This is a genomic window from Sphingorhabdus sp. (assembly GCF_044338195.1).
In the GTDB taxonomy this organism is placed as follows: Bacteria; Pseudomonadota; Alphaproteobacteria; order Sphingomonadales; family Sphingomonadaceae; genus Sphingorhabdus_B.
Genome location: NZ_JBIIMC010000025.1, coordinates 1 through 17899, shown reverse-complemented (window position 1 = coordinate 17899; position 17899 = coordinate 1). Strand labels below are relative to the sequence as shown.

The following is a 17899-nucleotide window of genomic DNA, read 5'->3' as shown; positions in this document are numbered from 1 at the left end:
TCGACAAAAGCACTTCTAAAGGCGAAACATTATCCCGTCGCAGCGAACCGAGAACGCGTGTTCCCGGTTCGCAGCGGCAGTCGCATCAATGCCGGATGATGTGATCGAACGCAGACAGGGCTGCCTTGGTGCCTTCGCCCATTGCGACGATAATTTGCTTGTACGGGACGGTCGTAACGTCACCAGCAGCGAAAACGCCCGGGATATTCGTTGCGTTATGCGCATCAACTTCGATTTCGCCACGCGGCGAAAGCTGCAACGGTCCTTTTAACCACTCGGTGTTCGGAACCAGCCCGATTTGCACGAAGATACCTTCAAGGTCGATGCGATGCGAATCCCCGGTCAGACGGTCGGTGTAGACCAATGCCTCAACCTTTTCGCCGTCACCCAACACTTCTGTGCTCAATGCGGACGTGATGATGTCGACATTGGGCAGGCTGCGCAGTTTGTTTTGCAGCACCGCATCCGCGCGCAGTTGCGAGTCAAATTCGACGAGCGTCACGTGGGAGACAATGCCCGCAAGGTCGATGGCCGCTTCGACGCCGGAGTTACCACCACCAATGACGGCAGTGCGCTTGCCCTTGTACAACGGACCGTCGCAATGCGGGCAATATGCCACGCCCTTGTTGCGATATTCTTCTTCACCGGGAACGCCCATTTGCCGCCAACGGGCACCGGTCGACAATATGATCGTCCGTGCCTTCAACGTTGCACCGCTGGCGAGCTTTACTTCATGCAAGCCGCCTTCTGCCGCAGGGATAAGCTCCGTCGCGGTCTGAAGGTTCATGATGTCGACGTCATATTCGCGGACATGCTGTTCCAATTGCGCCGCCAGTTTTGGCCCTTCGGTGTGCTGGATAGAAATGAAGTTCTCAATGCCCATCGTATCGAGCACCTGACCGCCAAATCGTTCCGCGACAACGCCTGTGCGAATACCCTTGCGTGCCGCATAAATCGCTGCCGCTGCGCCGGCTGGACCGCCGCCAACGACCAAAACTTCAAACGGCTCCTTGGCTGCGATCTTTTCCGCAGCGCGGGCAACGGTGCCGGTGTCCAGCTTGGCCATGATCTGCGCGAGGTCCATCCGGCCTTGGCCGAAAGGTTCACCATTTAGGTAAATAGCAGGGACGGCCATGACCTTGCGGGTCTCAACTTCGTCGCGGAACATCGCGCCATCAATCGCGACATGGCTGACATTTGGGTTGAGCGCGGCCATGATGTTGATGGCCTGAATAACGTCGGGGCAATTCTGGCAGGACAGCGAAAAGAATGTTTCGAAATGGAAGTCGCCTTCAAGCGCCTTTACCGAGCCGAGCAACTCGGCCTCTTCCTTGGGCGGGTGGCCGCCCATGTGGAGCAGCGCGAGGACCAAAGATGTGAATTCATGGCCCAGTGGCAAGCCCGCAAAATGGGTTTCAGCGGTGCCATCGGCACGGCGGATGGCGAATGAAGGCACGCGATCCGCATGACCATCAAAACGCGCGGACAGCAGGTGCGACTGTTCGACAACGGTTTCGACCAAGGCGCGCATTTCCGCAGATTTGGGGCCGTCGTCGAGTGTCGAGACGAGCTCAACTGGGGTGCGCAGGTTTGCCAGATAGGTTTTTAGCTGGGCAGTGGTAGCAGCATCAAGCATCGGGGTCTCTTTCACGCGTGCACAGTCATGCCGCGACGGATGGCGGCTAAATGGGTCGAATATGGGGTGGGTGCCGCGCTAAAGAACGCGGCACCCGAATATATATTAGATCTTGCCGACGAGGTCGATCGAAGGTGCAAGCGTTTCGCCGCCTTCTTCCCACTTCGCAGGGCAGACCTGACCGGGGTGCTCGCGCACGTAGATCGCAGCCTTGATCTTGCGGACGAGTTCAACCGCGTTGCGGCCAACGCCTTCACAGGTGATTTCCATGACCTGGATGACGCCGTCTGGATCGACTACGAAGGTCGCACGGTCGGCAAGGCCTTGGCCTTCGCGCAATACGCCGAAATTGTTGCTGATGACGTGGTTCTGGTCGCCAAGCATGTGGTAGTTGATCTTGCTGATCGCCGGCGAGCTGTCATGCCATGACTTGTGGCTGAAGTGCGTGTCGGTCGACACTGCGAATACTTCAACGCCCATGGCCTGCAGATTAGCATATTGGTCAGCAAGGTCTTCCAGCTCGGTTGGGCATACAAAGGTCCAGTCGGCAGGGTAAAAGAAGAATACGCCCCACTTGCCCTTTACGTCCGCGTCGGAAACTTCAACGAACTTGCCAGCCTTGTACGACTGCGTTGTGAACGGCTTAATGCTTGAACCTATGATACCCATGTGAAATCCTTTCGATGGTGGTTTTTGAAATTCTCACGCTCCCCAACACGAATTCTGTTATTTAGTCCAGCAACCGTTTTTGCAATGACTAATCGTTTTTTTCGATAATGCGATATGTGGGGTCGCGGCGCAGTGTATCCGGGATGTGTTACAGTTATGTATTCGACAGGCTTGCCGCAATGGGCGAACGCTTTGGGACGGATGAAATCGCCGACCGAGAATGACGTGCGAACATTTTACATGAAATTACGTCGAGATGCGAAATCTTGCTTGTCGGTGGCCGACATCCGGTGCACCTATCACGGCATAAATGGATCTTAGAGAGAGATAGGGTGGCATGAAAAAAGGCGGGTTGAAGAACGTCATTGTCATTTTGGCGGCGGCCCTAACGGCTTGCGGCGGTGGCGGTAGCGGCTCCGGCGGCGGAACCGTGACCGTTCCGCAGACGCCCCCCACTTCACCGCCCACGTCACCCCCCACATCGTCGACGTGCAGCCTGAGCAGCCGGCAAGATTTCGCCTTTTCGGTTTTGAATGAATGGTATTTGTTTCCCGAAACCCTTCCGGGGTCACTGGCAAAGGCACCCTATACATCCGTGCAATCCTATATTGATGCGCTCACCGCCAATGCGCGGGCGCAGGGACGCGATCGGTATTTTACCTATGTGACGTCTATTCAGGAAGAAAACGCCTATTACGCATCGGGTTCGACGGCGGGCTTTGGCGTGCGTCTCGTCTATCAGGGCAACCGCGTTTTCGTGATTGAAGCGTTTGAAGGTGCACCCGCGCTTGCCGCGGGCATCGATCGCGGCACGGAAATTCTGGCGATTGGAACCGACGCTGCAAATCTAACACCCGTCGCTGATATCATCACCGCGCAGGGAACAAGTGGCATCACGAGCGCGCTTGGACCAAACACGGTTGGCACAAGCCGGGTGTTGCGCATTACCGACGCGGGCGGCGCGCGGAATGTGACGGTGGCGAAGGCGGATTATAATATCACGCCATTGTCGCCGCGTTATGGCGTGCGAGTCATCGACAATGGCGGTCAGCGTGTTGGTTACATCAACATGCGCACCTTCATTTCCACCGCAGATAATCAGTTGCGCACCGCGTTTGCCGATTTCCGGGCTCAGGGTATCACGCATTTTGTTATCGATTTCCGGTACAATGGCGGCGGGCTGGTTTCGACCGCCGAACTGATGGGCGACCTGATGGCGGGCAACCGCTTTTCCAGCGACATCTTTACGGTCACGCGTTTTCGCCCATCCAAATCATCCAACAACGAAACCCGTCGCTTTGCGCCATCAACACAATCGGTTTCGCCCATTAAAATTGCCTTCATTGCAACCGGTGCCACGGCTTCGGCCAGCGAGTTGGTGATGAACAGTTTTGTGCCCTATTTGGGTGTGAATGCCGCACTAATTGGCAGCAACAGTTTCGGCAAACCCATCGGACAAATCGCGCTGGACCAGTCCGCATGCGATGACCGAATTCGTGTTGTTGCCTTCGCCAAGGAAAATGCAGCCGGACAGGGCGACTATTATTCCGGACTGGCGGGCACGATGCGCGCCACATGCGCGGCAGCGGACGATATTAGCCGGCCCTTGGGCGACCCGCTTGAGGCATCATTGCGCACAGCGTTGGACTTTGTGGCTGGCCGCAGTTGCACACCGGTTGTCGTTGCCCAAAGTGCGCAAAGCACATCCACCCGCACCGAACGCCGGGTGCTTCCGGTGCCAGTTGATGCACGCGCCGCCCAACGTGACGTGCCAGGTTTGTTTTAAGGGTAACAAAAAACAGCGCGGCTAATGTTTTGCGAAAGGGTAATAACGACTTGGGCGCGGTGCGTTAGTTCTTTTCAGCCGATAATTGCACCAGCGCCAGCACATGCGGAGCATGTTCTTTGCGGCAAATGAGCAGGTCGGGCATGTACACATCACGTTGGTTATAGACCAACGGACTGCCGTCGACGCGGCTGACGTGCAGGCCGTGTGCGGCCGCGACCGCGACAGGTGCGCAGCTATCCCATTCATATTGCCCGCCGGTGTGCAGATAGATATCGGCTTCGCCGCGGACCACCGCCATCGCTTTGGCGCCTGCAGACCCCATGGGGATGAGCTCAGCGCCCAATGCTTCGGCAACCGCGACAGCCTCCGGTGCCGGGCGTGTCCGGCTAACCACCATGCGGAGTTGTGCAGGGGCAGGGGGGATGATGGCTGGCTGATCCGTGCGCAGAACCAAATCTAAGGCCGGAAGCGCAACGGCGCCAATGACGGGCACACCGTCGATTGCCAGCGCGACATGGACCGCCCAATCGGACCTGCCTTCGCTATATTCGCGGGTGCCATCGACCGGGTCGATAATCCACACGCGCGATTTTGAAAGGCGGGCGTCGGTGTCTTTGCTTTCTTCCGACAAAAGACCGTCATCAGGGCGTTGTTCCGCAAGCGTACGGATCAGGAATTGGTTGGCGGTTCGGTCACCCGCATTTCCCAATTCCTTGGCGACCAGCCCACTGGTGTCACGCATTTCCAGCACCAAAGCGCCTGCTGCGCCTGCCAAATATGCGGCAAGCTCTGTATCGTCAGCGATGATAGTCATTTGAGCGGCATCAACTGGCGCACAATATACTCGGCGGCCTCGGCCGGGCTCATTTCGACGGTGTTCACACGAATGTCGGGATGTTCGGGCGGTTCATAGGGGCTGTCGATACCGGTGAAGTTTTTGAGCTGGCCGGCGCGTGCCTTTTTATACAAGCCCTTCACATCGCGTGCTTCGGCGACCTCCAGCGGCGTATCAACGAAGATTTCGACAAATTCGCCCTCGGGTAGCATCGCCCGCACCATGTCGCGTTCGGCGCGGAATGGTGAAATGAACGCGGTCAGGACAATCAGCCCCGCATCCGCCATCAATTTGGCGACTTCGCCGACGCGGCGGATATTCTCGATCCGGTCGGTTTCGGTGAAGCCCAAATCCTTGTTCAATCCGTGCCGGACATTGTCCCCGTCGAGCAAGAAGGTGTGGCGGTTCATCAGGTGAAGCGCCTTTTCCACCTCGTTCGCGATGGTCGATTTTCCTGACCCCGACAGGCCAGTGAACCACAAAATCCTCGGCTTCTGGTTCTTCAGCATGGCATGCGCATCGCGACCGATGTCGGTGGCCTGCCAATGGACATTTTGTGCGCGGCGCAGCGAAAAGTGCAGCATTCCAGCGGCAACGGTTGCGTTGCTGATCTTGTCGATCAGGATGAAACCACCGAGTGCGTGGCTATCCGCATAAGGCGCGAACACAATGGGCTTGTCGGTCGAAATCTCCGCAACACCAATCGCGTTAAGCTCCAGCGTTTTGGCCGCCATATGCTCCATGCTGTTGACATTGACGGTATATTTCGGCGCTTGCACCGTCGCTGAAACCATCTGCGTGCCAAGCTTGAGCCAATAAGAACGGCCAGGGACCAGCGCATCATCCGCCATCCACACAATGGTGCTTTCGAACTGGTCGGCTACCTCTGGCGGATTGTCAGCAGCCGCGATGACATCACCGCGCGAACAGTCGATTTCGCCGTCAAAGCACAATGTGACCGATTGGCCAGCCTCAGCTTCCTGAAGCTCACCATCAAGTGTCACGATTTTTTTGATCGTTGTTGTCTTACCCGATGGCAGAACGCGAATGGCATCGCCCGGGTGCACCGTACCCGTCGCAATTTGGCCCGAAAACCCGCGGAAATCGAGATTGGGTCGATTGACCCATTGGACGGCCATACGCAGCGGCTTGGCCTGATCAGCGTCATTATCGAGCGCAACCGTCTCCAGATGCGCCATCAGCGGTAGGCCCGTGTACCAAGGGGTGTTTGCCGAGATTTCCGTGATGTTGTCGCCCTTGAAACCCGAAATGGGCATCGGCGTGAAATCGCTGATGCCGATACTGGCCGCAAATGCGGTATATTCGGCAACGATGGCGTCATATTTTGCCTGATCATAGTCGATCAGGTCCATTTTGTTGACCGCAAGAACGATGTTCCGAATACCCAGCAGCTTCGCAAGATAGCTATGCCGACGCGTCTGAACGAGGACGCCTTTGCGTGCATCAATCAGGATAACCGCAAGGTCAGCCGTGGATGCTCCAGTGACCATATTGCGGGTATATTGTTCATGTCCCGGGCAATCGGCGACGATGAATTTGCGTTTCTCTGTGGCGAAGAAGCGATAGGCGACGTCAATCGTAATGCCCTGTTCGCGTTCGGCGGCCAGCCCATCCACAAGCAGCGCAAAGTCAATGTCCTGACCTTGGGTGCCCATGCGCTTGGAATCGGACTCCAGCGTCGCCAGCTGATCTTCAAAGATCATTTTTGAATCGTACAGCAATCGACCGATAAGGGTGGACTTGCCATCATCGACCGAACCGCATGTGATAAAGCGCAGCAGCGATTTATGCTGATGCACATCCAAATAAGCATCGATATCCGACGCAATGAGATCGTCGGTTTTATAAATGGCCGGACTGTCTGGGGAAGCAGTCATTAGAAGTATCCTTCCTGCTTCTTCTTTTCCATGCTTGCGGCCTGATCATGGTCAATGGCCCGCCCTTGGCGTTCGGAGGTGGTGGTCAGCAGCATTTCTTGAATGACTTCGGGTAATGTCGATGCTGTGCTTTCGACCGCGCCGGTCAGCGGGTAGCAGCCCAGCGTTCGGAACCGGATGGACCGTTCCACAGGCTCTTCGCCATCCTGTAATGGAAAACGTTCGTCATCAATCATCAGCAGCATGCCATCGCGTGTTACCGTTGGACGCGGCGCGCTGAAATAGAGCGGCACAATCTCGATATTTTCGAGATGGATATATTGCCAGATGTCCAGCTCCGTCCAGTTTGAGATGGGAAATACCCGGATGCTTTCGGACTTCGCCTTGCGGGCATTGTACAGATTCCAGAGTTCAGGGCGCTGGTTCTTGGGGTCCCAACCATGCGTCGCTGTCCGGAATGAAAAGATGCGTTCCTTGGCCCGGCTTTTCTCTTCATCGCGGCGCGCACCGCCAAATGCGACGTCAAAACCATGTGTATCGAGCGCTTGCTTCAGACCTTCTGTCTTCCACATATCGGTGTGCAGCGATCCATGGTCGAACGGATTAATGCCGCGCGCAATTGCCTCGGGATTTTGGTGAACGATTAATTCCATACCCGCATCGCGCGCGGCTTTTTCGCGCAACGCATACATCGCCTTGAACTTCCACGTTGTGTCGACATGCAGCAACGGGAATGGCGGCGGTGAGGGGTAGAACGCCTTGCGCGCCAAATGCAGCATAACGGCGCTGTCTTTTCCGACGCTATACAGCATGACGGGCTTTTCCGCCTCGGCCACAACCTCGCGCATGATGTGGATCGCCTCAGCCTCAAGGCGCTCAAGATGGGTCAGCGTTTTCGTCATAATCTAGTCACTTCCTGCAGACGCTCCTGTCAGAACTGGACGCCGCGCGCAAATAAGACATTCTTGCCCCGTCGATTATCCCGGTTTCAAGATATGCTTAGCAAGTCGTAATAGCTTTTCCTATGCGCAGATTGTGATGTTCCGATTGTGTGCAACAAAAGCCAACGGCAACGGCCGCTCCATTTGCCTTTTCCGGTCGATAGACGCGCATAGGCGGGACCGAGATGTTTGACAGAGCGCCCAATACTGCGCCAATGGGCGAAGCGGGCATCGAACATCATCGATGATGGGCAGTTATCCAAAGTTGCTTTGCGTGCAGGGGGAACAAAAATGGCCGAAAAGAAATTTGATATCATCGTATATGGGGCCACCAGCTTTGTCGGCCAGATCATCACACGCTACATGCACGCGCAGTTCGCCGATGGATCGGTTAAATGGGCCATCGCTGGGCGTTCGCTCAGCAAGCTTAAGCAGGTCCGCGACACAATTGGACTGTCGGGCATAGAGATGATCGTTGCTGACGCTGCGGATGAAGGTGCGCTGAAGAAAATGTGCGCGCAAACCACTGTCGTCATGTCAACGGTCGGCCCCTATGCGCTATATGGTGACTTGCTCGTTCAGGTCTGCGCCACCACCGGGACCCATTATTGCGATTTAACAGGCGAGCCGCAGTGGATCCGCAAAATGCAATTGCGGCATGAAGCTGACGCAATCAAAAGCGGTGCGCGGATTGTGCATTGTTGTGGCTTTGACAGCATCCCGTCCGATCTTGGCGTCCACTTCCTGCAACGCGGCGCATTGGAACAATTCGGACATAGTTGTGACCGGATTAACATGCGGGTTGTCAGCATGAAAGGCGGCGCGTCCGGCGGTACCATCGCGAGCATGATTAACATGGTCAAAGAAGCGGTAAGCGACGCCGATCTGCGGCGCGAACTCAAAGACCCTTATAGCCTCTGCCCACAAAATCATGGGTTCACTATCGCGCAGCCCGATGTGCAGATCGCATATGATAATGTCTTTGGCGCTTGGATTGCGCCGTTTATCATGGCCGGTATCAACACACGGGTTGTGCATCGGTCAAACGCCCTCAGCCACAACAGCTATGGCATTGAATTCAAATATGAGGAAGCCGTGGTGACGGGGAAGGGCGGTTCCGGCAAGCAAAAGGCGCGCGCGGCGCATTGGGGTGCCAACGCCCTTATGATCGGTCTGGCCGTGCCCCCAATCCGCTGGCTGCTGGAAACTTTTGTTTTGCCAAAGCCGGGTGAGGGGCCAAGCGAAAAAGCGCAGCTTGCAGGAAATTTTGATATTGTTTTCCTCGGGTCAACGGCCAAGGGAGAAACGATCCGTTGCCGCGTCACGGGAGATAGAGATCCAGGCTATGGATCAACGGCAAAGATGCTGTCTCAGGCCGCCGCCTGCCTTGCCAAAGACGTGGCTGACGATGTTCCGGGCGGCTTTTGGACGCCAGCAACGATTTTGGGTGATAAGCTGATCAAACGGCTTGAGGCGCATGCGGGGCTGACGTTCGAGAAACTGCCTTAGTCTACCGCCATGAACGTCTAACTGGTACCTGATGTAATAGGCGCGCGCGATGCGTGGGGCCTATTCGCCTGCGGCCAATAGATCCGCGCGATGCGCCCCATTGAGCTCCAGTAAATGTCGTTGTTCCAACCGGGCGATGGAAAGACGACGCCTTGCGTTATCCCACCGACGGCCGCCCGCGCGCGCATGTCGCCTGTCTCAATGTCTAGAATGATGACCGCTTCGGATCGGCGGTCATAGTCATTGGTGACGATCAGCCCTCGGTCAGGATCAAGCAACATATGGCTGGCACAGCCAATTGGCGTGCGCTGCCAAAGCATCTCCATGCCGGCGTCACCATAGCGCCAAGCCGTCATGTGCCTGTTTGCGGAATCATAGCCAATCACAATCTTGCGCGACGGATCGACCAGTGGGGGATTGGTGATGCTGCCGCCCGCGCGTCCGCAGATTTCATGGGCTTCGGCATCGGCGCTGTTGGCGAGTGACACGCGGATCAGGCGATTGGCGCCCGGGTTGACCCCGCGGCCAATCATGTTGATCGCGTAACGGTGCCGGCCATTGTCCATGAACCACGCATTCTCGCCATCAATCACGGCATCCCAGCCATAGCTGTTGGCGCTATCCGACAGATAGGCATGTCGCCAATCAGCGTCGCGAACGAGGGTTTTCCCATCCCAGTGAAAGCGCATAATTGATGCGGTCCCGACCACATAAACTGTTCCGCCGACCGCGCTCAGGCGGCCAATGGATGGCTCTGGACATTGCACAGCTTCGGTTACCGGTTGCAACGACACCGGATCGAGCACCGACAGTCGTGCGGGCACGTGGTCGGAAATCTGCTTGGTGACGATCAATCCATTATCCAACACGACGAAGCTGTTATAGGCGAGGGGCTCCGGCAATTTGCGTGCTGCCTTGATCCGGCATTCGCGATCAAGGCGGTGGATCCAGCGACCGTAGACGACAATGATGTCGCCATTGGCATGGATCGCCATTCCGCCCGGCCACATCGGTCCGCCCGGAAGCTTTGGCGATCGCGCAAGCGGTTTCAGTGTCTCGGGATCAATGCGTTCGACCCGCGCTGCCGTTGGGAGCCCAAATCTAGACCGAATTGCGCTGTGCGTCAGCAAGTAGACCTCGCCAGGCGCACCCAACACGGTCATCGTCGTCATGCTGGTTTTGCGCGCGGTGCAGCGGGGTGCTATGTCATCGTCAAGCGCAAGGCGGCACTGCGGCGGCAAAGCCTGCAAACGCATCGGCCCGCCATCCTCCGCGGGCCACGGACTGTGCAGATATCCGCTCATGCGGACCCCAACATTATCTTGTGGTTTGTGCGCATAACCGTTTATTCCCATTGGACTTGCCATTCTGTTTGGCGCAACATAATGACATTATCAATGTCATATTATGGGGAGTTCAAAACATGAAAAGAACAATGCAAATTCTTGTCGGAATGGTCGGACTGTTAAACTTCCTGATTGGTTTGGGCTTTCTGTTCAATCCGTCGAAAATGGCAACCGAATTTGCGCTTTCTCCTTTGGGGACGCAAGGAATGGCGACGATGCGTGCCGACTTCCCAGCGTTCTTCCTCACCGGCGCTATCTTTTCGCTGATCGGTGCCTGGCGCGCAGACCGCACGCCTTTGATGGTGCCGCTGATGCTGCTGACATTTGCACTGTTCGGGCGCTTCGTGAGCATCGCATTAGATGGGACCGCGCCGACCACAGTTCAACCAATGATTATTGAAGCAGCTATGATTGGGCTGCTGGGCCTTGCGTATCGCAGCTTTGGAAAGCAAGCGTAGCCGATATCCCGCTAAGGTATCGCCAGGCGGCGTTTGCAAGTTGCCGCATCGACATGAGGATTGGCGCAATCGAGGGGAAGCCGAGATGTTCCAAGGCACCCTCTCGACATCGCGCTACCATGCGTGGACGGTGTTGCGCGTGTATGATGCCAAGGTGATGGCTAGCGCCACCATATTGACAATAAGTAACCCGGACTATTTGGATAAACCATTGAAATATATGGTGAGCCCTGCTGGGTTCGAACCAGCGACCTACTGATTAAAAGTCAAGTGGCTAATAGATGACTTTTGTCGTCACTGGCATAAAAATTTAGAAAAACCCTCATTAATCCTCATAAATTAAGTTTTTCATACAAAGAGGGTTTCTGCTAATATCCGCTGTTCCACGCTTGTTTACGCTCAAATACGCACTATATGTCCGTTAAATGTCCGTCCTATATTGGGGGTAAACGGTGAGTAAGCAAGAGATAGTCCGGCTCGGTCCCGTGAAAATATTTAAAGCAACAATTGAAGCTGCGTGGCGCGCGCGCCAACCATTAACGCGGACGATAATAGCGGATGCAGAATGCAGAGGGCTAGCATTAATTGTGAATGCCCAGTCGATGGCTTGGCGTTTTGAGTACAAGCCTCGTGGTGTCGATGCGCATACTGGCAAGCGGTTTGCGTCGAGGTCGATAGTTCTGGGTAACCCAGCGTCGCTGTCTGTTGATGAGGCTCGGCTACAAGCAAATCAGCACAAGGGAGGAGCTAAGAAGGGTGACGACCCAGCTGAGAAACAGAAGGCAAAGCTAGCCGAAGACGCCCGCAAGCGCGCGGGGACATTGAAGCGCCTTCTCGAGCTTTATTCAGAAGCGCTCCCGAAGCGTAAAAAGATGCGTGGAGCGGAAGGGCTGCTCTCGTCCAAGACCGTAACTGAGGAGCTGATGCACACCCGAGCGGCGATTGTGGCCATGGGAGCGATAGACCGGCCCGCAGGCGATGTTAACGGCGTGGACATCAAGCGCATGCTGGATGGGCAGGTAGGTAAGGCTGCAACAGCGCGGCACCGCTATGGTGCGCTTTCGCGCTTCTATGATTGGGCGGTAGAAGAGAAGCACGTAGCAACTAACCCCTGTGACCAAGTGGCGAAGACACGTCGGCCTAGGCCGCCCAATTCAAGGAGTACGCACCATAATTTATTACAGCTGGGACAATTATGGATCGCAATACAGGCCGCGGATGGGTTAAAACAAGTTCATCGTGATCTGCTCTATTTCCTGATCGCGGTGCCATGCAGGCGTGGTGAGGCCACGCGAATGCAATGGGAAGACATAGACCTTGCCGGTTCAACTTGGGCGATGTCGGGAACCCAAACTAAGAACGGCGACCCTCACACCTTCTATCTAAATGCTTTGGCGATAGACATTCTAACCCGGCGTCACGAAGAAATGGGGCAGCCTAAGACAGGCTTGGTCTTCCCAGCACCCCGGTCCGGTAAACCAATTGATACTTTCGGTAAAATCAAGAAGTCAGTCGATGTGGTTTTGAAGGTCAAGTTGGACTGGCGCGTCCACGACCATCGCCGTTCGTTTGTTACAGCACTCGCGGAAGCAGGGGTGCATGAGGCTGTATTGGACGCCATCTTAAACCATCGCCAGTCAGCCACAAGGGGTGGCGTATTAGGTGTTTATCAAAGGGCGCAACGTTGGCCTGACCAAGTTCAAGCTATGCAAACGTGGAGTGATCTCCTCTCCAAGCAGATTGGAACACGAAATGACTGACGATAAAGGTCTAGGCGCAATTCCCATTCATCTAAATGCGGAGCAGGCTAACATCCTTGCTGCTCATAGGCAGCTTAAGGACGCCTTAGCAGCCATCAAGTATCCTAAATCTGGACGCTGGGAGGATCGAGATACAGCCGTTTCGGTGTTGGAAGCGCTTGCCGAGTACGTAGCAGCATTTACTGATGGAAAAATAGACGAGGAAATGGACGAGGAAACTATTGTGACTTCGGAGCATTCCGAATTGCTGCAAGACCTAATAACTCATTTTCGTCAAGCAGAGTGGGGTATAATGGACCGCAGACTTGCTCCTAATCCAGAAGGTGTTGCAGGTGCGACACATGACGATGCAATCAACGAATTTAAACGCATCGCTCTAAATTTCGTTGATATAGTTGCGCGCAATGAAAGAGCTGCGAGAACGAAAGACCCAGTAGCCGAGGCCCGACGAAAAGTTGCAGGCGCCTATCAGGCGCTAGAAATTAAAATTCATACAACTCGGGGCGGAAAAGCACGGTCTGTATCACCAAGGCTTTTAGAAAGCTGGGATCAACGGCCACCTGAAGGGCGTGTGACTATAAGCAGCCGACCGACCGCAACTCCTCACAATAGGACAAACCTAGTGAGGAATTAATATGCTCTATCGTCCGCAAGTGAACGCTTGCGGAGTTAGGCACAATGTCGGATTTTACTGGTGAAATTTTGGATAAGCTTCCCGCCCGGGTCGATAGGCAAAGGGGCGCTGCTTTAATCCAGCAGTACTTTTTTCCTGTGTCCCCGAGGACGCTTGAACGTTGGCCAATTACTTGGCGGCGCATCAACGGGCGTGCGCTTGTAAAGACCGACGAACTTCTGTCTGAGGCTCAGCGTCGCGTAGACGCCGCACCCGCTATTCGCGGAGGCCAATAATGTCAGATGCATTTGATATACGGCATAATTGGCGCGTACACAGCGTGCCTACCTTTGATGGTCAATACGACACTAACATCGATACGGGTGAGGATTATCAGTCACTTGAACTGGGAACACTATTAGGTTTGTTGCCGACAAGCAGGCCAAAGGCACGCGCTCCAGCTTTCATCCCTTCGATCTACATCTCCTTCGATGCGCGCTGCCATGCTGTGCAGCAAGCGCAGGGTCGGTTTGTTGCTCTGGCTGGAGATATTGACAAGGGTAATGTGTCGATTGTTGACGTGATAAAACTCACTCGCGACTTGTTTGGCCCTACATCAGCGATATTCATTTACAGCACAGGGAGTGCCACCCCCGACGATAAACGCTGGCGCATTATAGTGCCGCTTCAGGAGCCGGTACCTTTCGAACGGTGGAATGAAGCGCAGGAAGCGTTTTTTACCTACATGGAGAGGAACGGTGTGCTTATGGACGGGTCTTTGGCGCGTGCAGGACAACCTGTCTACTTGCCCAACGTACCGCCGAAACGTCGTGACGAAAACGGCGAGCCATTATTCTACGAAAGCTACGCTGATGGCAACGAAGGTGTCCCGTTGTGAGCGCCCTGACCCCCATTTTCCGCCAAGCCATCGCTGATCTGAGGCAGAAGCGGGAGGCTGATACAGCAGAAAAGGAACAGGCTCGCAGCGCAGCAGTAGCGCGTCGCCCCGTGGTCACGTGTAATGGTTCAAGCCCTATTGAGCGTTTCAATGCTGCCAACCAGATCAAAGATTTGATGGTGGAGAATGGTTATGAACCAGCTGCAAATGGTCTCGACTGGCGCTCCCCACTGCAGCAATCTGGTAGCTATGCCTCCCGTGTTTATGCACGGGACGATGGCAGTGAGGAGTTTATCACGCTCTCCGGAAGCGACGCCGACGCTGGGTTGGGTGTCGAAACGGCGAATGGCGCGCGGCGCGGAGATGCTTTCGACTTGTTCGTATATTACAAGCATAAGGGCGATAGGGCGGCAGCGTTGTCTGCATGGAAAGAGGAAGAAGCCGAGCGCCGGAAGGCTCAGCGGGAGGAGAACGCGCAGATAGGCTCTGGGCCTGAGACGGTTCCGCTGACGGGGACTTTTTCCGTCGACCAACTGCTCAATGACAAGGTTTTTATTCTTGATGGTTCGCAGGTTGCTGACCTGAACTGCCCTCTTTCGGTTTACAACTGGGGCGACGTTAAGAATGCTCTTGCTGGATCGAAGCACCAAGTTGCGAATGCAAATGGAACAACGAAGCTCGTGGCAGCCTCGCAGGTCTGGTTAGAAAGCCCAGACCGTAAACAGGCAGATACCATAACATTCCACGCTGGAGCCGAATTGATGACGAAGTGTCCGAGCGGACGACAGGCTTTGAATATCTGGCGGCCACGAGTGTGTGTTGAAGTGCCTGATAACTGGGAATGGTTCGCCAGCTATTTTCTTGAACATGTTGCGCACCTTTGGGGTGCGGATGCCGATCCCTTTATCGACTGGCTGGCCCATATCGAACAGAAACCCGGCGAGCTTCCACATTTTGGCTGGCTTCACGTGTCGAGGTTGCATGGCACGGGTAGGAACTGGGTTGCGAGCGTGTTGGCTCGGCTTTGGTGCGGAAACGTAGCTGCTTCGCTCGATCTGACTGGATTGCTGGAAGGAAATTTTAATGACAGGCTTTCCCGTTGCCTCTTAGGTATCGTGGACGAGGTCAACGAAGGAGGAGCGCAGAAGTATCGTGCGGCCAACCGTCTTCGTCAGCTTGTTACCCCCGAGGTTCGCGAGATCAACCCTAAATATGGTCGCAAACGTATGGAGCATAATGCCGCGCGCTGGTTAGTTTTTTCGAACCACACGGGCGCACTGCCTTTGGACGAGAACGACCGGCGGTTCTGGGTGGTGAGCCACGAGAGTCAGCCCAAGGGGGCTTCTTACTATGTCCGACTTTACCGGCTCCTAAACAATCCAGCTTTTATATCTTCTGTGCGAGAGTTGCTCCTGCGACGGGATATATCTGGGTTCAATCCAGGTCAGCGCCCGCCAATGAACGACGCAAAGACTGCGCTCGTGGAATTCAGTCAGTCTGAAGAGGATGCTGTCTGTAAGGCGCTGGTAAGTCATTGGCCTGTCGATCTGATGACGGCCACAGAAATGAATGCAAAGTTGCCGGGATACAAGCCGCTCCAGGGCATTGCCGCGCGCCATGCGATGGACCGTGTCGGGATTAGGAAGTTAAGCAAAAAAATCCGCCACACAGGGGGGCTGGAGGGCGTCTACGCCATTCGTAACCACCCGAAGTGGAATTCAGCCGGCACCGATGCCGTGAGGGGTGAAATTGATCGCGCGACCAAAGATGAGAAGGCATCCGCAATGGAAGGTGATGGCTATGAATGAACCGCCTCGGCCATCGGTGTGGGGGTGTTCCAGTGTTCCTGCTGTTCCAGCATTTTCCCAAAAGGGTAAGAATATAGTTCCCTTCAATCTTTTTATAAAATTGCTGGAACAGCAGGAACACTGGAACAACCACCGCAAAACCCGCAGGCATCGGGTTCTCTATGTTCAGCCAGCATCCACATCATTCGCACCCTAGTTAGCCTCAGAAAATCAATAGGAGAAAGAGTATGAATACACATAGTAACGTAGGTGGAACAAAACCTGCAAAGCAACCTAACCACATCGCCGTTGGACGGGCGCCGTCCCCTTCTAAGCTGGGCGCAAGGGCTATATTTCGCGATGCAAGGGCCAAGCGCATCAAAGAGCGTCCGTTCGATCGGATCAGCGCTTACAAAATCTGTGAGAGCCGTGACAACATTGAGCATGAACTCCGGGTCGTGTTGGGGCTTGAGGCCTACCTGTGGGCAAAACCAAGTCGCCGCAACCCCTATGCACAGGTGGGTTGCACACCTGAAGACAAGGCGCAGCGGTTGAAAAAAATCCCTCGTGTTATCGCTACGGAACTTGGCGAGAACCTTATCCCAGCCATTGAAGCGCTTCATGTAGAAGGTATCCCGCAGCAGGATGTCGATGCATTTGTAGCGTCGCTAAAATCTTCCGTCATTAAGCTTCTCGACGACTGCGATAATGTGCTGGCGGTTACAGCGAGGTCAATCAGGAACGAATACGGTGCTGTTAGGAACGGGACATCAGGTTCAGAACAAATCTGCCGTGATGCATTGCGCATTGCTGACGCTGCAGTGGACTTCGCAAAGAAGTATGGGGTGCTGTGATGGCCCAGCCCTTCAACTATGAGGTAAAGATTTTTTGTAACTTCTCGCCCTCCTTCGGGCCTTCTGGGGGATAAAATGCCTTTGAAAACGATACTATCAGGACAGGCCGCGCGTTGCACAGCAAAGGCAAAGAGCACGGGTACCCGATGCTGGCGGCTCGCGAGTTTTAAAACCCCCGTTTGCTATGTTCACGGTGCCAGACGACCCGAATCCATTCGCCGTGAACAAAATCATTGGAACTTTAAAACTGGACAAGCAACCAAAGCCCGACGCGAAAAGGATCGTCAGAAGGCTATCGAACTGCGTCAAATCGAAGCCATATCGTTCGCCCTTGGTCTTGCCAGTGGCCCACGCTGGGTCGGACGCAAACCGAAGGGAAGCATTTGCGTTAAGGGCGAACAAAAGTAATTGGGACGATTTTAACAGCACTTTGTTTGTCGTCACTTCTTTGGAGTTAACTTGAAGTCCTCCTCGCCTTGAGTGAGTCAAGAGAACTGCCGCGTTATGCAAAATGGCGCAGATAAATTTTTTTTGGTAATTGCGCCTTGCTCGCAGTTTTTGCCAACACAGCAATAAACGTGACTTGAGCGCTTAACGCGTCATAACTTGCTAGCGCGTATGGATCGCGAACCACTACTTTTGAATGTCCGTCGTCAGATAATTTGAGACGTATTGCATTTTAAAACAGGCGAGTGTTTGGGTTCATTCGGTTGGTTAATGTTATGCGGCGAGCTTGCGATGTTACAAGCGCCGATACTCGATAGTCTGTCGTTTGATCCTTTCTCGCTGTTTGATGATGGTTTGTGCCCTGCCGAAGTAGGCGTCGGTGGGCGTTACGTTGTTCAGGCTCTCGTGGTAACGTTGATAGTTGTAATGTTCGACGAACGCCGCGATCTGGGTTTCGAG

General features: G+C 54.8%; 16 protein-coding genes. 9 read left to right on the top strand and 7 right to left on the bottom strand.

The annotated features are described in order from the left end of the window. Positions 1–85: 85 nt before the first annotated feature. Positions 86–1636, bottom strand: a complete 1551-nt coding sequence (ahpF, locus tag ACIQZK_RS08025) for an alkyl hydroperoxide reductase subunit F (protein WP_397575669.1) — start codon at positions 1634–1636, stop codon at positions 86–88. A 105-nt stretch (positions 1637–1741) separates the two neighbouring features. Then, on the bottom strand, positions 1742–2305 hold the full coding sequence (ahpC, locus tag ACIQZK_RS08020; RefSeq protein WP_397575668.1) for an alkyl hydroperoxide reductase subunit C: 564 nt from the start codon (positions 2303–2305) through the stop codon (positions 1742–1744). A gap of 337 nt (positions 2306–2642) precedes the next feature. Here ahpC and ACIQZK_RS08015 point away from each other — a divergent pair, with 337 nt between their 5' ends. Continuing rightward, complete coding sequence (locus ACIQZK_RS08015) at positions 2643–4091, top strand: S41 family peptidase (protein WP_397575667.1); 1449 nt, start codon at positions 2643–2645, stop codon at positions 4089–4091. A 64-nt stretch (positions 4092–4155) separates the two neighbouring features. On the opposite strand, the gene ACIQZK_RS08010 is transcribed toward ACIQZK_RS08015, so the two are convergent. From ACIQZK_RS08010 to cysD, 3 genes are read right to left on the bottom strand one after another with little or no spacing between them, the layout of a single operon-like run. Further along, a complete protein-coding gene (locus ACIQZK_RS08010) occupies positions 4156–4908 on the bottom strand; it encodes a 3'(2'),5'-bisphosphate nucleotidase CysQ (protein WP_397575666.1) in 753 nt (250 codons plus the stop codon). Beyond that, positions 4905–6827, bottom strand: coding sequence for a sulfate adenylyltransferase subunit CysN (gene cysN / locus ACIQZK_RS08005; protein WP_397575665.1), 1923 nt, complete (start codon positions 6825–6827; stop codon positions 4905–4907). The genes ACIQZK_RS08010 and cysN overlap by 4 nt, the downstream gene beginning before the upstream one ends. Continuing rightward, entirely contained in the window at positions 6827–7729 is a 903-nt protein-coding gene (gene cysD, locus ACIQZK_RS08000; RefSeq protein WP_397575664.1) for a sulfate adenylyltransferase subunit CysD, read from the bottom strand. Before cysD ends, cysN begins: the two co-directional genes overlap by 1 nt. Positions 7730–8059: 330 nt before the next feature. Between cysD and ACIQZK_RS07995 the strand changes: the two genes are divergently transcribed. Beyond that, positions 8060–9277: a saccharopine dehydrogenase family protein gene (locus tag ACIQZK_RS07995; protein WP_397575663.1), complete on the top strand. Its 1218-nt coding sequence runs from the start codon at positions 8060–8062 to the stop codon at positions 9275–9277. Between the two features lie 17 nt (positions 9278–9294). On the opposite strand, the gene ACIQZK_RS07990 is transcribed toward ACIQZK_RS07995, so the two are convergent. Next, entirely contained in the window at positions 9295–10581 is a 1287-nt protein-coding gene (locus tag ACIQZK_RS07990; protein ID WP_397575662.1) for a hypothetical protein, read from the bottom strand. A 119-nt stretch (positions 10582–10700) separates the two neighbouring features. On the opposite strand from ACIQZK_RS07990, the gene ACIQZK_RS07985 reads away from it, so the two are divergent. The 7 genes from ACIQZK_RS07985 to ACIQZK_RS07955 all read left to right on the top strand — a co-directional run bounded on the left by ACIQZK_RS07985 (position 10701) and on the right by ACIQZK_RS07955 (position 16993). Next, the gene (locus ACIQZK_RS07985) at positions 10701–11081 is read left to right on the top strand and encodes a DUF4345 family protein (protein ID WP_397575661.1); all 381 of its coding nucleotides are present in this window, start codon (positions 10701–10703) and stop codon (positions 11079–11081) included. A gap of 85 nt (positions 11082–11166) precedes the next feature. Continuing rightward, positions 11167–11340 carry a hypothetical protein gene (locus ACIQZK_RS07980; protein WP_397575660.1) on the top strand — a complete coding sequence of 58 codons (174 nt, stop codon included), beginning with the start codon at positions 11167–11169 and terminating at the stop codon, positions 11338–11340. Between the two features lie 193 nt (positions 11341–11533). Continuing rightward, positions 11534–12841, top strand: a complete 1308-nt coding sequence (locus ACIQZK_RS07975) for a tyrosine-type recombinase/integrase (RefSeq protein WP_397575659.1) — start codon at positions 11534–11536, stop codon at positions 12839–12841. Next, positions 12834–13475: a hypothetical protein gene (locus ACIQZK_RS07970; protein WP_397575658.1), complete on the top strand. Its 642-nt coding sequence runs from the start codon at positions 12834–12836 to the stop codon at positions 13473–13475. The genes ACIQZK_RS07975 and ACIQZK_RS07970 overlap by 8 nt, the downstream gene beginning before the upstream one ends. Positions 13476–13749: 274 nt before the next feature. Beyond that, on the top strand, positions 13750–14352 hold the full coding sequence (locus tag ACIQZK_RS07965; protein WP_397575657.1) for a hypothetical protein: 603 nt from the start codon (positions 13750–13752) through the stop codon (positions 14350–14352). Next, positions 14349–16160, top strand: coding sequence for a primase-helicase family protein (locus ACIQZK_RS07960; protein ID WP_397575656.1), 1812 nt, complete (start codon positions 14349–14351; stop codon positions 16158–16160). The genes ACIQZK_RS07965 and ACIQZK_RS07960 overlap by 4 nt, the downstream gene beginning before the upstream one ends. 227 nt (positions 16161–16387) lie before the next feature. Continuing rightward, positions 16388–16993: a hypothetical protein gene (locus ACIQZK_RS07955; RefSeq protein ID WP_397575655.1), complete on the top strand. Its 606-nt coding sequence runs from the start codon at positions 16388–16390 to the stop codon at positions 16991–16993. A gap of 741 nt (positions 16994–17734) precedes the next feature. On the opposite strand, the gene ACIQZK_RS07950 is transcribed toward ACIQZK_RS07955, so the two are convergent. Then, on the bottom strand, positions 17735–17899 hold a 165-nt coding region (locus tag ACIQZK_RS07950), incomplete at its 5' end, for an integrase core domain-containing protein (RefSeq protein ID WP_397575676.1).

Bases quoted from the DNA above. Each gene is read 5' to 3' on its own strand.
- ACIQZK_RS07985 (WP_397575661.1), top strand. From the start codon at position 10,701: ATGAAAAGAACAATGCAAATTCTTGTCGGAATGGTCGGACTGTTAAAC.
- ACIQZK_RS08010 (WP_397575666.1), bottom strand. From the start codon at position 4,908: ATGACTATCATCGCTGACGATACAGAGCTTGCCGCATATTTGGCAGGC.
- ACIQZK_RS07970 (WP_397575658.1), top strand. From the start codon at position 12,834: ATGACTGACGATAAAGGTCTAGGCGCAATTCCCATTCATCTAAATGCG.
- ACIQZK_RS08015 (WP_397575667.1), top strand. From the start codon at position 2,643: ATGAAAAAAGGCGGGTTGAAGAACGTCATTGTCATTTTGGCGGCGGCC.
- ACIQZK_RS07980 (WP_397575660.1), top strand. From the start codon at position 11,167: ATGTTCCAAGGCACCCTCTCGACATCGCGCTACCATGCGTGGACGGTG.
- cysN (WP_397575665.1), bottom strand. From the start codon at position 6,827: ATGACTGCTTCCCCAGACAGTCCGGCCATTTATAAAACCGACGATCTC.
- ahpC (WP_397575668.1), bottom strand. From the start codon at position 2,305: ATGGGTATCATAGGTTCAAGCATTAAGCCGTTCACAACGCAGTCGTAC.
- cysD (WP_397575664.1), bottom strand. From the start codon at position 7,729: ATGACGAAAACGCTGACCCATCTTGAGCGCCTTGAGGCTGAGGCGATC.
- ACIQZK_RS07995 (WP_397575663.1), top strand. From the start codon at position 8,060: ATGGCCGAAAAGAAATTTGATATCATCGTATATGGGGCCACCAGCTTT.
- ACIQZK_RS07965 (WP_397575657.1), top strand. From the start codon at position 13,750: ATGTCAGATGCATTTGATATACGGCATAATTGGCGCGTACACAGCGTG.
- ahpF (WP_397575669.1), bottom strand. From the start codon at position 1,636: ATGCTTGATGCTGCTACCACTGCCCAGCTAAAAACCTATCTGGCAAAC.
- ACIQZK_RS07990 (WP_397575662.1), bottom strand. From the start codon at position 10,581: ATGAGCGGATATCTGCACAGTCCGTGGCCCGCGGAGGATGGCGGGCCG.
- ACIQZK_RS07955 (WP_397575655.1), top strand. From the start codon at position 16,388: ATGAATACACATAGTAACGTAGGTGGAACAAAACCTGCAAAGCAACCT.